The sequence below is a fragment of the Roseibium sp. ROS1 genome (assembly GCF_054658215.1).
This window is the reverse complement of the sequence record NZ_BAAGIG010000003.1, coordinates 1072310-1086699: the sequence shown is the minus strand read 5'-3', so window position 1 is coordinate 1086699 and position 14390 is coordinate 1072310. Positions and strand designations below refer to the sequence as shown.

At 59.3% G+C, this 14390-nt stretch carries 14 protein-coding genes; 3 read left to right on the top strand and 11 right to left on the bottom strand.

All coding sequences use genetic code 11. The features are described from left to right. Position 1 precedes the first annotated feature (1 nt). The 5 genes from ACYQ6M_RS21120 to ACYQ6M_RS21100 all read right to left on the bottom strand — a co-directional run bounded on the left by ACYQ6M_RS21120 (position 2) and on the right by ACYQ6M_RS21100 (position 5347). The gene (locus ACYQ6M_RS21120) at positions 2-1267 is read right to left on the bottom strand and encodes a TCR/Tet family MFS transporter (RefSeq protein WP_206904013.1); all 1266 of its coding nucleotides are present in this window, start codon (positions 1265-1267) and stop codon (positions 2-4) included. A 48-nt stretch (positions 1268-1315) separates the two neighbouring features. Beyond that, positions 1316-2917 (bottom strand): B12-binding domain-containing radical SAM protein, encoded by a 1602-nt coding sequence (locus ACYQ6M_RS21115; RefSeq protein WP_055657417.1) that lies wholly within the window; start codon positions 2915-2917, stop codon positions 1316-1318. A 120-nt stretch (positions 2918-3037) separates the two neighbouring features. Next, positions 3038-4351, bottom strand: a complete 1314-nt coding sequence (locus ACYQ6M_RS21110; RefSeq protein ID WP_145903649.1) for a tetratricopeptide repeat protein — start codon at positions 4349-4351, stop codon at positions 3038-3040. A gap of 67 nt (positions 4352-4418) precedes the next feature. After that, positions 4419-4763, bottom strand: a complete 345-nt coding sequence (locus ACYQ6M_RS21105) for a cold-shock protein (RefSeq protein WP_460075383.1) — start codon at positions 4761-4763, stop codon at positions 4419-4421. 125 nt (positions 4764-4888) lie between these two features. Further along, positions 4889-5347, bottom strand: a complete 459-nt coding sequence (locus ACYQ6M_RS21100) for a YtoQ family protein (protein WP_460075381.1) — start codon at positions 5345-5347, stop codon at positions 4889-4891. A gap of 211 nt (positions 5348-5558) precedes the next feature. On the opposite strand from ACYQ6M_RS21100, the gene ACYQ6M_RS21095 reads away from it, so the two are divergent. Next, positions 5559-6194 (top strand): peroxiredoxin, encoded by a 636-nt coding sequence (locus ACYQ6M_RS21095; protein ID WP_022999703.1) that lies wholly within the window; start codon positions 5559-5561, stop codon positions 6192-6194. Between the two features lie 91 nt (positions 6195-6285). Here the strand turns inward: ACYQ6M_RS21095 and ACYQ6M_RS21090 are convergent, their stop codons facing one another. The 5 genes from ACYQ6M_RS21090 to ACYQ6M_RS21070 all read right to left on the bottom strand — a co-directional run bounded on the left by ACYQ6M_RS21090 (position 6286) and on the right by ACYQ6M_RS21070 (position 12576). Continuing rightward, positions 6286-7143: an SDR family oxidoreductase gene (locus ACYQ6M_RS21090; protein WP_460075379.1), complete on the bottom strand. Its 858-nt coding sequence runs from the start codon at positions 7141-7143 to the stop codon at positions 6286-6288. Between the two features lie 5 nt (positions 7144-7148). Further along, the gene (locus tag ACYQ6M_RS21085; protein ID WP_460075377.1) at positions 7149-7976 is read right to left on the bottom strand and encodes a TrmH family RNA methyltransferase; all 828 of its coding nucleotides are present in this window, start codon (positions 7974-7976) and stop codon (positions 7149-7151) included. Beyond that, entirely contained in the window at positions 7973-8926 is a 954-nt protein-coding gene (locus ACYQ6M_RS21080) for a class I SAM-dependent methyltransferase (protein WP_022999706.1), read from the bottom strand. Before ACYQ6M_RS21080 ends, ACYQ6M_RS21085 begins: the two co-directional genes overlap by 4 nt. A gap of 261 nt (positions 8927-9187) precedes the next feature. Then, entirely contained in the window at positions 9188-11623 is a 2436-nt protein-coding gene (locus tag ACYQ6M_RS21075; protein ID WP_208984398.1) for a methyl-accepting chemotaxis protein, read from the bottom strand. A gap of 194 nt (positions 11624-11817) precedes the next feature. Then, positions 11818-12576 (bottom strand): SDR family NAD(P)-dependent oxidoreductase, encoded by a 759-nt coding sequence (locus ACYQ6M_RS21070; RefSeq protein ID WP_022999708.1) that lies wholly within the window; start codon positions 12574-12576, stop codon positions 11818-11820. A gap of 125 nt (positions 12577-12701) precedes the next feature. Here ACYQ6M_RS21070 and ACYQ6M_RS21065 point away from each other — a divergent pair, with 125 nt between their 5' ends. Then, a complete protein-coding gene (locus tag ACYQ6M_RS21065) occupies positions 12702-12944 on the top strand; it encodes a (2Fe-2S)-binding protein (RefSeq protein WP_062490562.1) in 243 nt (80 codons plus the stop codon). Between the two features lie 115 nt (positions 12945-13059). After that, complete coding sequence (bfr, locus tag ACYQ6M_RS21060) at positions 13060-13545, top strand: bacterioferritin (RefSeq protein WP_022999710.1); 486 nt, start codon at positions 13060-13062, stop codon at positions 13543-13545. A gap of 167 nt (positions 13546-13712) precedes the next feature. Here bfr and ACYQ6M_RS21055 read toward each other — a convergent pair whose 3' ends face one another. Continuing rightward, on the bottom strand, positions 13713-14390 hold the full coding sequence (locus tag ACYQ6M_RS21055; RefSeq protein WP_460075373.1) for an ATP-binding cassette domain-containing protein: 678 nt from the start codon (positions 14388-14390) through the stop codon (positions 13713-13715).

Below are 14390 nucleotides of genomic sequence, written 5' to 3'. Positions count from 1 at the left end.
ATTATTCGGCTGGTGTCTTCCGGTCTGCCGCCTCGGAAGGTGACGGCAGTCTTTCCTGAAGACGCATGAAGGGAAGGGCGATCAGCATGGCGGCGAGGATCAGCACGCCTGCCAGGGCAAACGGCGCGCCGGGAAAGGAAATCGCCGCCTCAGGACCTGAAAACGTGGCAAAGACCTGGGTCATCACCAGCGGGCTCACCACCATGGAAAGGCCGGCGGCACTGGCAATCAGGCCCTGCAATTCGCCCTGCGCATTGTCCGGGACACGGACCGACATCAGACCGGTGAAGGCAGGCGTTGCCATCGCACCAAGCGCCGCGAACGAGATCAGCAGATAGGCCATCCAGCCAGTATCGGCGACGGCGAGACCGGCAAAGGCCACGAGATTGGCGGCCAGCCCGATGAAGAGTGTCCGGCCGGGCCCGAGCTTTGGTTCCAGGACACGGATCAGGTATCCCTGAACGAAGGCAAACCCGACACCGACGGCCGCAAGTGACAGACCGATGTCTCCTGGGCTCCAGGCGAAGACCTCCTCCGCATAGTAGCTCCAGACGGACGGGTAGACGTAATGGGCGATGTCGAACAGGAAGATAGCCAGAAGCAGCGTGCGCACCGCCGGATAGGCGGCGATCTGCTTGAAGGCCCCGAATGGGTTGGCCCGTTTCCAGTCAAAATCTCTTCTGTTTTCGTCCTTCAGCGTTTCCGGCAGCATGAAATAGCCGAAAAGGAAATTGACGAAGGAAAGGCCTGCGGCGGCATAAAAGGGCGCACGCGGTCCGTATTCGCCGAGGTAACCACCGATCATCGGCCCGAGTACGAAGCCGACACCAAATCCGGCCCCGACAAGGCCGAAGTTCTTGGCCCTGTCTTCCTTGGACGACACGTCGGCAATGAAGGCTGATGCGGCCGAGAAGGTTGCTCCGGCGACACCCGACAGGGTTCTGCCGATGAACAGCACGGCCAGATGCCAGGAGAAGGCCATGATCAGGTAGTCGACAGCCATGGCGAACATGGACACCAGCAGCACCGGACGGCGGCCAAAGCGGTCGGACAGATTGCCGAGCGTCGGACCGAAGGCGAACTGCATCAAGGCGTAGACGACGCTCAGTGCACCGCCCCAGCGGGCGGCTTCGCTCACAGGCAGCGAGGTGAGTTCGGTCAGGAGCGAGGGCATGACCGGCATCATCAGGCCGATGCCCATGGAATTGAGAACCAGCGTGACCAGGATGAACCCCAGCGCGCTGCGTTTGGAGATACCGGACCGCAACTCTTTTCCCGCCAATCCCGTCAGCTGAAGGAAGGAGACCTTACCCGATTACTCGGCGGCCACCAGCGCCGGCTGTTCCCAGTTGCCCTTTTCGATATCGGCAATCTGCTTGTCGATCTGGGCAACCACGAACCGGGAGAACGGCCCCAGGTGCACATAGAGCGCAAGCATCATCATGACCGGCTTGATCGCCCTGAAATTGGTGAAGGCGGTCTTGATCAGGGTTTTCCAGAAGGGCCCGCGATAGGTGGTTTCCTTGAAGGTCATTGCCAGGATAAGACGGCCGAACAGCTTGATATCGTGGAAGAACCCGGCGCCGAAGATCGAGCCGTTTGCGCCGCTCATGTCGAGCATGGAAGCCACCTTCTGAACGCGGCCGAAGTAGGCTTCCGGACCATAGACCCGGTCGATGACCTGCTTGAAGTCTTCCAGGATCTGCGCGCGCGGGCGCACTGTGGTGAAGTTGAGGCCGGCGGTGCACTGATCGCCATGTTCCGTATCCGGATCATCGGTGGCGAAATCCGCATGCAGACGGCCTTCCTTGGCGAGCCGGCGCGTCAGCTGAGTGTTCGGCAGGGCATAGAGCAGCCCGGTCATCGCGACAGGGATCGCGGCTTCCTCGATCAGTGCCGAGATCTCGTCCGCCACCTTGTCGCTTTCCTCGTCGAAGCCGACAATGAAGCCGGCCAGCACGAAGATGCCGGCATCGTAGATCTTGTGCACGCTCTTGGCGATGTCGCGGCGTGTGTTCTGTTTCTTGCGTGTCGCGACCAGAACGTCCGGGTCCGGGCTTTCGATGCCGATGAAGACCGAGAAATATCCGGCCTGCTGCATCATCTTCAACAAGGCTTCGTCGTCCGCCAGGTTGAGGGAAGCCTCGGTCGACATTTCGAACGGGTAGCTGCGTTCCTTCTGCCATTTCGCCAGTTCGGGCAGGAAGCCCTTCACGGCCTTCTTGTTGCCGATGAGGTTGTCATCGACGAAGTCGACGTGACCCCGGTAGCCAAGTTCGTACAGCCGGTCGAGTTCGGCCAGCATCTGGTCGTTGGTCTTGGTGCGCGGCACGCGGCCATACAGCTCGATGATGTCGCAGAATTCGCAAGTAAACGGGCAGCCGCGCGAATATTGCACGCCGATCTGGACATAATCGTCGAATCTCAGAAGGTCAAAGCGCGGTACGGGACTGGAGGAAACGTCTGCCTTGAATTTCTCGGCCGAAAAACGGCCGTTGCGGACCCCTTCCTTCCAGGCGTCGACAAAGGTGGTGAGAATGCCTTCGGCTTCCCCAAGGACCAGGAAGTCGGCCGCTTCATAAACTTCCGGAGAAGAGGTTGCGTCCGGACCGCCGACCACGACGGGAACGTTCTTTTCCTGCGAACGGCGGATGACGGCGAGGCAATCGGCCTGCTGGGGCAGCATGCCGCCGGTCATCACCATGTCGGCCCAGGCGAGATCGTCGTTCGTCAGGGCGCCGGTGTTGCGGTCGATCAGGCGGACATTCCAGTTCTCCGGCAGCATTGCCGCAACTGTGATCAGGCCGAGAGGAGGAGCGGGATATTTGGCGCCGACCATTTCGCAGGTCGCACCATAGTTCCAGAATGACCCGGCATTGAAGCGCGGATACACCAGCAGAACATTGCATTCCGACATTAACGGTCCCTCCAAACGGACACTCGTTCCCAACGGCGACACCGTAACAACTTTACGCCCCGGCACAACCGCTTTGAATGTCCTTGCACGAATTCACTTGCCGTCCGCGCGGACAGACTGTCACGTCTGGCTGGCGCCTGGCTTGCGGATGTGAAAAACGAGTCCATTCACATCCTTGCCGAGTTCCTTGCGCAGAATATCCCGTTTCTCCCGCGCATAGAGAAGGCCCGCGGCCTCTGCGCAGCGCTTTAGATATTCTGGCCGGTGGGCGTAGCGCCCCGTAGCATCCACGCGGTAGTCCGGCCCGTCCGACGTATCGAGATGCTCGACGCTCGCGACGAGCATGCCATCCGGGGCTAGGGCTCCTGCAAGCGCCTGCATGAAAGGCTCCAGATCGCCGAGATAACACAGCGTGTCGACACAGACTGCCAGATCGAAGTGCGCCGGCAGGTCGGAGGACAGAAATCCAACGAGCTCACCCTCGACCAGGAAGTCGTAGACCTTCAGTGCCGCGGCCTTGCGCAGCATGCCCGGTGACAGGTCGATGCCGGTGAGCCGGGCACAGTGGTCGCGGATCAGTGGTCCACAAAGGCCGGTCCCGCAGCCAAGGTCGACCACATGGGCAAACGGCAAGTCGCGCTCCCTGGCCAGCTCCGCGACTTCCTCGGCAACAAGCTTCGGCGCCTGGTAGCCGAGCCCGTTCAGGACGTCGTCAAAGCTTTCCGAAAAGCTGTCGAAATGATCCCGGACATAGTCCGCGGGGGCAAGCGACAGGTCTTCTCCACGGATCGCAGCAAACTGATAGCGGATGACCGGGTCGTCCGGGAAGGTTGCGACAAGCATCTCCATATGCCGTGTGGCGACTTCGGCCCGTCCAAGCGCGCACAGTACGCGCGGATGCCAGCCCTTGTCGCTCCAGACGTCTGGCGGGAACTGCAGACACCGTTCGAAAGCGTCCGCCGCTTCCTCTCTTTTGCCGGCAAGCATCAGCGATATGCCGAAGTTGTGCCAGCCGCTGTGATTGTTCGGGTCGAGGCGCACGACTTCTCGCAGCATGGGCAGAAGCTCGTCGTTGTTGCTGGCTTCCTGCAGCATCATCGAGATGTTCTTCCAGGCTTCCTCGTGGCGGACTTCAATTTCTACTGCGCGCAAATAGGCCTTCAAGGCTTCGTCCTTGTCGCCTGAAAGCTTCAGGATGTTGCCGAGGTTGTTCCAGGCGGAGAAATTGCCCGGGTTCCTTTCCAGGGAAGCATGGATAAGCGCAACCGCATTGTCCGCCTTGCCGGCATCGAAATGGAGCAACCCCAGGAAATGCAGGCCGTCCGCATGGTCGGGATCTTCCGATAGCACATCCTTGTAGGCGCTGAGGGCGGCTTCCAGATTGCCGCTGCGGTGGGCGGAGATGCCCTGTTGTAATCTCTCGTCAATTTGCATCTGAAAAAATCCAATAAAAAAGGGCGGTCGAACCGCCCTTGTACCCGGTAATGACCTGTAAGTGACCTTACAGGACTTTCAGGTCTTCAGCCACCATTTGACCGCGGCGCCACTCCAGATCGAATGCCACAAGCTGGCCTTCCTTCAGAGTGTCAATACCGGACCGGCGCAGGGCCGAGATGTCGACAAGGATGTCCTCGCCGTCCTGCGGTTCGATCGTGCCGATACCTCGGCGCTGATCAAACCATTTCACGTTTCCATGTAGCATGGAGTCTTCTTTCCAATTCTTGGCATCTTGGCATACGACGGCTTCCATAGCTGCCTTTTTCAACGCCTTGATGACAGTGTTGATGATAATACTAAAGTACTTTTCAGACCCTGCTCGGAACTGGACATCGACGTGCGCAGTCATTTTGCGACTGCCTCACTTCAAGAAGCCGTTCCATTTGGCGGAGGTCTGGTTGCCCGGTAAAAACACCCGGGCTTTTCCATAGTGTCTATTAGTATGGTAATGAAATTGTTAATTTCAAGACCTGCTCACCGATCGAGCTTCCCAAGTATAACATATTTGAGGGTATCGACGACTTGTTCGGAGGTCTCGGCGACCGCAAGAGCAGCTGCGTCAACTTCCTTGAGCGGGTGGGTCAGCGACGGGTCGTGAACGACAATCAGTGACTTGCCGAGCGCAGCGGCATAGCCGGCATCGAAGGCTGCGTTCCATTGCTTGTATTTATCGCCGAAGCGGACCACGACGATGTCGGCTTTTTCCAGCAGCGTCCGTGTGCGGATCGCGTTCACCTTTGCGCCCTTGTGGTCGTACCAGAACTTGTTGTCCTCACCACCCAGGATGGTCGCGCCGCAATCGTCGCTGGCATCGTGATCCGTTACGGGAGAAGAAAATTCCACCGGCAGCTTGAGTGCGGATGTGCCTTCCATGATCCTGTCACGCCAGTCGGTATGGATTTCGCCGGATAAGTAGACGCGCCAGGTGGTCATAAGGTTCTCCCATGCAAGCTTTTGAATTATGTGGCGAAAATCCCCGCCTTGTTGTGACCCGAAACTGGGGGCTGAACCAGGCAACGTCAACCCCTGCGTTCATTTGCCCCTTGGTGGAAAGGGCCGGGAGACTCGACAAGCCTGCGCAAAAACTGAAGGGTAAACCGCCGCAAAACTGAGATTGCGGTCCGTAATTTTAAGGAGCTCATTCATGTCTGCACTTTTGCTCGGAGACGAGGCACCGGATTTCGAAGCCGACAGCACGGATGGTCCGATCCGTTTTCATGAGGCGATCGAAGGGTCCTGGGCGGTTCTGTTTTCCCACCCCAAGGATTTCACGCCGGTCTGCACCACCGAACTGGGAATGACCGCCAAGCTCAAGGACAAGTTCGCAGCCCGTGGCGTCAAGGTTTTCGGCGTTTCGGTCGATCCCATCGAGGATCACCATGCCTGGGTTGGTGACATCGCCGATACGCAAGGCGTTGCCCTGAACTTCCCGCTGATTGCCGATCCGGATCGTAAGGTGGCCACCGCATACGGCATGATCCATCCCAATGCCAACGACACGCTGACCGTGCGGTCGCTGTTCGTTATCGGCCCGGACAAGAAGATCAAGCTCAAGATCGAATACCCGGCCTCCACGGGCAGGAACTTCGATGAAGTCATCCGCGTGATCGACAGTCTGCAGCTCACCTCCGCCCACAAGGTCGCCACCCCGGCCAACTGGGTGTCCGGTGAGGATGTCATCATCGTCCCGGCGGTGAGCGATGAAGAGGCGAAGGAGAAATTCCCTGAAGGCTGGAAGACCCTGAAGCCTTATCTGCGTGTCGTGCCGCAGCCCAAATAACGGCTGAAATGAATGGATGAAACGGCTGGCGGCGCATGAAAAAAGGCGCCGCCGTGTCAGGGTCTGGTCAGGGCAGGGACCTGCGACGGGATCACACCGTCTCCAACAAGGCCTTCAGGGCAACACGGTAGTCCGGATAGCGGAATGTAAACCCAAGCTCGTCCTTGAGGCGCTGGTTGGAAACCCGCTTGTTTTCGCCGTAGAAGGACCTGGCCATCGGTGTGAGATCCGCGGTTTCGAACGGGATCTCGGGCGGGGCTTCGACGCCGAGCAGCTCCGCGGCAAAGGCCACCACATCTTGCGGAGGGGCCGGTTCATCGTCCGTGACGTTGAAAACCCGCGTCGACGGCTTTGCCATGGCAGCCTTCAATGCGCCCGCAATATCGGCAACGTGAATGCGGTTGAAGACCTGACCCGGCTTCACCAGCCGCCGCGCCGTGCCCTTCCTGAAATTCTCGAATGCATTCCGGCCCGGGCCATAAATGCCCGAAAGGCGGAAAATCTGCACCGGCAGGTCATTCTGTTCGGCAAATGCCAACCAGGCCTCTTCTGCCGCGACACGCTGGACGGAGCGTTTGGAAACGGGGTTGAGCGGAGTGTCCTCATCGACCCAGGCACCGTCGTGATTGCCGTAGACACCGACTGTGGAGAGGTATCCTATCCAGCGCGGTTTCGCGCCGGCAATCTCATTGGCGTACTGGTTCAGCACCGGGTCGCCGGCTTCATTCGGAGCAATCGAGACCAGTATATGCGTCGCTTGCTTCAGTGCCTCGGCAACGCCGTCGCCTTGGGAACTACCGTCGAAGAGAAACGGTTCGACACCCAGTGTCCGGAGCGCCTCCATCTTGTCCGAAGAACGCGTTGTGCCGCCGATCCAGTCGAACTGGTCACGCACTTCTTCCACGAACGCTTTGGAGGAAAACCCGGTGCCAAAGATAAACAGACGCATAGGTTCTAAAGCTCCAGATGCTTGCGGCGGATTTCATAAAGCGCAACGCCCGTGGCAACGGCCAGGTTCAGGCTGTCGGCCTGTCCGACCTGCGGAATGCGGATCAAGGTACGGCAGGCAGCTGCCATGTCGTCTTCCAGGCCCTTCTGCTCGTTGCCCATGACCAGCAGAACCGGCTCGGCATAGTCGGGCGTGCGATAGTCGACCGATCCCTTCAGGTGGGTGGCCGCGACGGTGCCGGGCCACTTTTCGGCCAGTGACTTGAATTCGTCCTTGCCGAGTTTGGCCAGCGGCACATGAAACAGCGAGCCCATGGTGGCGCGAACAGCTTCAACCGCGAAGGGATCCGTGCAATCGCCGACCAGCATGACACCTGCGCCACCGACCGCATCGACCGTGCGGATGATCGTGCCAAGGTTGCCCGGATCGCGCACCCGGTCGAGAGCGACCCAGAGCGTGGTACCGGTGGGATCAATGTCGCGGGCTCCCAGAAGCTTCTGCTCGTAAACACCGACAACCATCTGCGGATTGTCCTTGCGCGTCATGGCGGACATGACGGCGGTCGATGCTTCCAGGATCAGGGCGCCGCGCGCCTTCGCGGCAGCAGCAGCCTTCTGCGCGACAGGATTGTCCCGCGCTTCAGGCCCGAGCGCGAGATAACGCACGCCCCAGCCGGCTTCCAGCGCATCGGTGGCCAGCTTCAGGCCTTCGGCCACGAACAGGCCCGACTGGCTGCGGTGCTTGCGCTGCGCGACGAGCCCCTTGATTTCCTTGACGATCGGGTTGGAATGGCTGGTGATCTGTTTCACCGCCCCCTGGCGTTTTTCGATCATCTGCTGCTCCAGCGCGAAAAGAGCGACGTGGACAGTGCGCGCTTGCCGTCCTCCTCGCGGATGACCAGTTCGCCGGATTCCAGCAGGCCGCCTTCGGTGTCCAGGGTTTCGGCCATGAGTTCATGAATGGACACGAAACTGGAGCGGATCGCATAGGCGGTCAGGATCATGAACAATGCGTCCTTGTCCAGAAGCTGCTTAAGGTCCGCGAGCATGCCAGGCAGGCTGGTATAGATGTCCCAGACCTCGCCCTTCGGGCCGCGGCCGTATTTCGGTGGGTCGAGAATGATGCCGTCATAAGTGTTGCCGCGCCGCACTTCGCGGGCAACAAATTTCGAAGCGTCCTCGCAGATCCATCGGATCGGCAGATCTTCGAGACCTGACATCTCCTGGTTCTCGCGGGCATAACCGATCGCCTTCTTGGAGGCGTCCACATGGGTCACCTGCGCCCCTTCCGTCGCCGGCAGCAACGAGGCAAGGCCGGTGTAGCCGAAAAGGTTCAGGATCTTCAGCGGCTTTTCCGGTGCGCGCTCGCGTTCAGCGCGGATCTTGCCGTTGACCCAGTCCCAATGGGCGGCCTGTTCGGGGAAGACGCCGACGTGGCGGAACGACATGAAGCGACCGTTGTAGCGAACAGGCCCATATGACATCGGCCAGGTTTCCGGCACGCTTCCGGAAAACTTCCAGCGGCCCGGGCCTTCTTCTTCCGTGTCGCCGGAAAAGACGGCATCGGCACGGTTCCAGACACTTTCCTTCTGCCGCCGGGCCCCCATGGCCTGCGGTTCCGGACGCACGATGGTGAAACGGCCATAACGCTCCAGCTTCTCGCCCTGGCCCATGTCCAGAAGCCGATAGTCCTTCCAGCCCTTGGTTTCCAGGATCACCGGCCAGCTCTGGTGTGCAGGCTCGCCGGACGGGGCATAGGTGGAGGCACTGGTCTGATCCGCCACGGGTCTCACTCGTTTTCTGTCAGGTTTGAAGTTGTTCCGCCATAGAACATCCTGCCTTCTTTTGAAAGTAGATTAGACGTTCCTGTGTGGTCGAAAAGGTTTCCTGGCCGGCTTTTGAACCCGTCCGGTCCAAAGGTTTCGTGGACGGCTACAGCAGCACCGCAAAGGCAATTTCCCGCTGCCGTCGGCGATCCTGTCGAGCGCAAAAGAAAAGGGCGGGGAGCCGAAGCTCACCCGCCCTCTTTGGTCAGATGTGTGCGATCAAGCCGCGGCAACCTCGGAGAGGAACTGCTCGACTTCACGCTTCAGTTCGTGGGTCTTCTGGGTCAGTTCTCCGGAAGCCGACAGCACCATGTCCGCAGACGAGGAGGTCTGGTCAACGGCCTGCGAAAGCTGCGACATGGAAGAGGACACGGCACCGGTTCCTTCCGCCGCGCGCTGCACGTTCTGCGAAATTTCCGCAGTGGCGGCGCCCTGCTGTTCGACAGCCGATGCGATGGCCGTGGTATAGGTGTTCACCTCGGTCATGGTCTCCGCGATCTCGCCAATGGCAACGACGGATTCCTTGGTCGCGTTCTGGATCTCGGTGATCTGGCTGGAGATCTCCTCTGTTGCCTTGGAGGTCTGGGTGGCCAGCTCCTTCACCTCGGCAGCAACAACCGCGAAACCTCTTCCGGCTTCTCCGGCGCGTGCCGCTTCGATGGTGGCGTTGAGGGCCAGAAGGTTGGTCTGTTCGGCAATCGCCTGGATGAGGGTCACCACTTCGCCGATCTTTGTGGCGGCTTCCGCCAGCCCTTCGACCTTCTGGTTGGTGATCCGTGTTCCGGTGGTGGCTCGGTCGACGATTTCTGTCGTCTGGGCAACCTGGCGGGAGATCTCGCCGATCGAAGCCGCCAGTTCTTCGGCGGCGCTTGCCACGGTCTGAACGTTGTTGGTGGTCTCGTTGGACGATGCCTGGGTTTCGCTGGCGTAACCGGCGCTGTCCCGGGCGATTTCCGTCAGGGCCTGTGCGGTGTTGTCGAGGCCGCCCGCGGTGGTTTCCACGGAGCCGAGCGCTTCTTCCGCCTTGGTGCGGAAAGAATGGATCAGACTGTCGATACGGGCCTGGCGTTCCTGGCGGGAGGCTTCCTCGCGGGCATTCTGCTCCTGCAGCTGAGCGCGTTCGACAGCGTTGTCGCGGAACACCTGCACTGTGCGGCTCATGTCGCCGATCTCGTCGCCACGATCGATGCCCGGGATCACAACTTCATTGTTGCCGTTTGCCAGGCGGTCCATGACGCCGGTGATCGTGCGGATCGGGCGCGTGATGGCCAGGTTGAGAATGAAGGCAAGACCGATGCCGCCCAGGATGGCGAGCAGGATCGTAACGGCAATCTGGACCTTTGCAGCCGTGGCGGCGGAATTGGCGGCTTGCGACTGTGCAGCGGAGATGGACGTGATGTCGGCGCTGACCTTGCGGGTCAGGTCGTCAAGTTCCACTCGTTTGGCCGCCAGATCTGCCTTGGTGACAAGCATCTCGCGGAAAGACTTGTCGAGCGTTGCAACGGATTCAGGGATCGCGTTGATTGCGTCTGCGGCGGAGGGAAGGATCATGGCGTATTTGACCATGTCCTTTTCCAGGCCCTGCAGATTGGCGATCTGTTCTTCCACGGCCGACTGGTCGCTGACACCAAAGGCGCCGAAGAGGTAGAGTGTTTCCGCGCGGGCGGCCAGTGCCATCTCATTCAGGCTGGTAGCTTTCTCGGCAATGGAGCGTACCGTTGCAAGGCGGGTGGAGGCGGTCAGCGCGTCGGTCTTTGCCTTGGAAACGACCGGGTGAACTTGCCCGAGAATTTCTTCTGTAAAGCCGTTCATCCCGTCGATTGCATTGCCGACGGCCTGGCGTGCTTCATAGGCTTCGGAAAAGCCGAGATCCTTGGTGAGGTTCTCCAGAGCCGCGTTGAGCTTGTTCGCCTGCGAGGCCAGCTTGCTCACGGTCTTGCGGTCGATACCGTCGATCTGCTTGTACTTCATCTGCTTCGTGGAAGAGACGAGGTTGCGTGCGGTGTCGATGGCTGAGGTAAGATCTTCACCGTCAATGTTGCCGCTGCCCTTCAGGTAAAGCATGTGAACCTTGACGACTTCGTCTTTTAGTTCGAACACGGTTCTCTGAAGCTGGTTGGCATCGTCCAGCTGGCTGTTCGCCGCGAAAGCTTCGGCGCTGATGCGTTTTTCTTCCGTCAGAACGGCGTCACTGATGTTGGTCGCCAGTGCTTCCAGATCATTGGTGCTTTTCTGAAGTGTCGCGATACGCTCGGCCTGCTGCACCGTCTGCTCGGCGACCTGATCGAAAGTGGTCGAGAAACTGGAGACCGCGTCCTTGGCCCCCGCAACCTGAGCTTCAGAGGCGGTGTCGCCCGCAATCTCGTTGGTCAGGAGGTCCAGTTCGCCTTGCAGCGTCGCCACGCCTTCAAGCACGGAATTGCGAAGGTCTGCCGAAGGATTGTTGAGATAGTCTTCACGAAGCAGGGACGTTGCCTGGACCTGTCCGGCAACCTTGGCCGCCTGATCGGCAACGACGAACCGCGCGGACAGACCATGGATGGCCAGAAATCCCACGCCACCTACGACTGCCGTCAGCAGCAAGACAGCCAGAAAACCGCCGCCGACCTTGAAGCCAAATTTCAAGTCGGTCAGAACTTTCAATATTCGTTTCATTTTATCCCCGCACAGCCGGAACAACTGCATTGTCGTTCTGTCAGTATTGCGGAGCGCAATGAACATTAGGTAAATCACGCATTTTTAGCTTCAGGTAATATTTAGCTGAAGAAGAAATGCGTCATTTTGAAAGTCAGGTTTAGGTGTCGCAAATATATCGGCAAGCTAGAAGAAGTTCGGGTTGTATAATTGATTTATACATGCTGACCGCCGTTGATGTGAATTTCTGCTCCACTGACGTAGGAAGACTTCTCGGAGCACAAGTAATAGATCGTGTCGGCAACTTCATTCGGCAGGCCAAGGCGGCGGAGCGGAATGTCTTCGATCATCTTTTCGGTGCCAGGTGACAGGATGGATGTATCGATTTCGCCCGGTGCGATTGCATTGACGCGAATGCCATGCGGACCGAAGTCGGCCGCCATCTCCCGCGTAAGCGATGCGAGGGCCGCCTTCGAGGTGGAATAGGCGGTACCGGCGAAGGGGTGCACCTTCATGCCGGCGATCGACGTCACGTTGACGACCGAACCCTTGGCATTCTTCAGTTCCTTGAAAAGGCCCCGGCCAAGAAGGATGGGGGCAAAGAAGTTGACCTGAAAAACGGTGCGCCATTCGTGCATGGCCGTTGTCAGCGAATCCAGACGTTCTCCGTCAGGGCCCTTGGGGCTGATCCCCGCATTGTTGACCAGCGCATGAAGGCGCGAACCGTTGGGCTCCAGACGCTTGCGGATTTCCTGGGTGGCAAACCCGAGGTTTTCCGGATCGGAAAGATCCACCTGGATATGGTCCTCAGGCCCCATCGGCCAGGGACACTTGTCCGAAAACGCCTGCCGGGAGCAGGTGATCACCCGCCAGCCTTCCGCGGAAAACCGCTTGACGGTGGCATGTCCGATGCCGCGGCTCGCGCCTGTCAGCACGAGTGTCGGACGCTCGTCGGGGATACCCTGGCCGGTCATGTTATTTCCCTGCTGGCGTGCAAAAGTCGTGGAAAAAGTTGACTCTTGCAGTCGAGTTTCGTTATTGCGCTGGAATTCGTCAATGCCAATATGTTCGCATATGAGGACGCGCGCCGGATCCTACAATGATCATTTGCTCCTGTAACGTACTGTCTGACAAGCAACTTCGCGAAGCCGCGGAAGAAATGCGTGCAGACCCGAATGGCAAGGTGCCAACGCCCGGAGCGGTGTTCCGTCATCTGGGGTGCAGGCCGCGTTGCGGAAGCTGTTTTCCGTCGGTCATTGACATCATTCACGAAAAAAGTTCTGAAGAGCAACCAAAGTCGGAAGAGTCGCCTGCAGAATTGAAGCAGGCTTCAAACCGCTAGGACTTACCGGCCCCTGCCAGAGAAATGGCTTGGTCCGGAACATGGATTTCGATCAACATCCGGGCACATGTCCAAGTGACAGAGCACCCCGGGGAGATCTCGCAGGGAGAGGGTCATGAAGGGCGAAGCGCGCGTAATCGAGTATCTCAACAAGGCCCTGCGGCACGAGTTGACGGCAGTGAACCAATATTGGGTCCATGCCCGGCTGCTGGCCGACTGGGGCTTCGGCAAGCTGGCCGACAAGGAACTGGCGGAAGCTGAAGAAGAGCGTCAGCACGCACAGGATCTGATGGACCGGATCATCTTCCTGGAAGGTCTGCCCAATCTTCAGACCCTGGACCCGTTGCGGATCGGCCAGTCGGTCAAGGAATGCCTGGAAGGCGACCTTGCAGCGGAATACGTCGCGCGGGCCCTTTACCACGAAGCCCGCGAAGTCTGCCGCGAGCTCGGCGACTATGTTTCCATGGCGCTGTTTGAACAGCTTCTGAGCGACGAGGAAAGCCACATCGATTTCCTCGAAACGCAGCTCGAACTGATCGAACGGATCGGCATCGACAACTATTCCCTGCTGCAGGCCAAGTCTGCGGACACCGCCGAATAAGCACCAGGGTTCACAAACCTGATTTCCGTCTGCCGTCGTCGGAGCCAACCCGGCAACGGCAGACATCTTCTGTCTGCCATCAGAAGACTATTTAGGCGGCTCAGTTCTTCCGCGCGTTTTGGCCGTACGTCCTGTTCGCCGACAATTGCACCTATGTTACCTCCTTCTCAGGCGCAGCCGTTGCCTGATCCGCTTTCATCAAGAAAATGTACCTTGCCACCGGCTGCGTCAGCGTCTTCCTCGTCGTGCGTCACAAGCAGGACGGGCAAGCCCTTTTGTCTGGCTGCGTCGAAGACCAATGCCCGGATGTCAGCTCGCCGGGCCTTGTCGAGACTTGAGAAAGGTTCGTCCAGCAGCAGCGCATGCGGCTCGGCAAGAAGCGTTCGCATCAAGGCGACGCGGGTCTGCTGACCACCGGACAGCGTCGCAGGGTCCCGGCTGCCGAAACCGGAAAGCCCGACATCGGCGAGGGCCTGTTGAGCCATGTCCCGCCGGAGGGATCTTTTGCGGATTGCAGCGGGAATGGCGAACATCAGGTTCTGCAGCACGGACATATGCGGGAACAACAGCGGCGTCTGGAACATCAGGCCGATATGCCGCTCCTGTGCAGGCAGAGGTGTGAGATCCTTGCCATCAAGCATCACCTTGCCACTCGCCTTGAAATCCGGCCGGAGGAAACCGGCAATGAAGTCGAGCAGGCTGGATTTGCCGCTGCCGCTTTCGCCCATCACGGTGAGTACTGTTCCCGGTTCTATCCGGCAGTCGATCCCAAGCAGGGGCGCTCCGTCCAGGTGGAGGGTGACGTCCTGAAGAACCAGGCCCAATGGCTCGTTTGGGATTTGCAT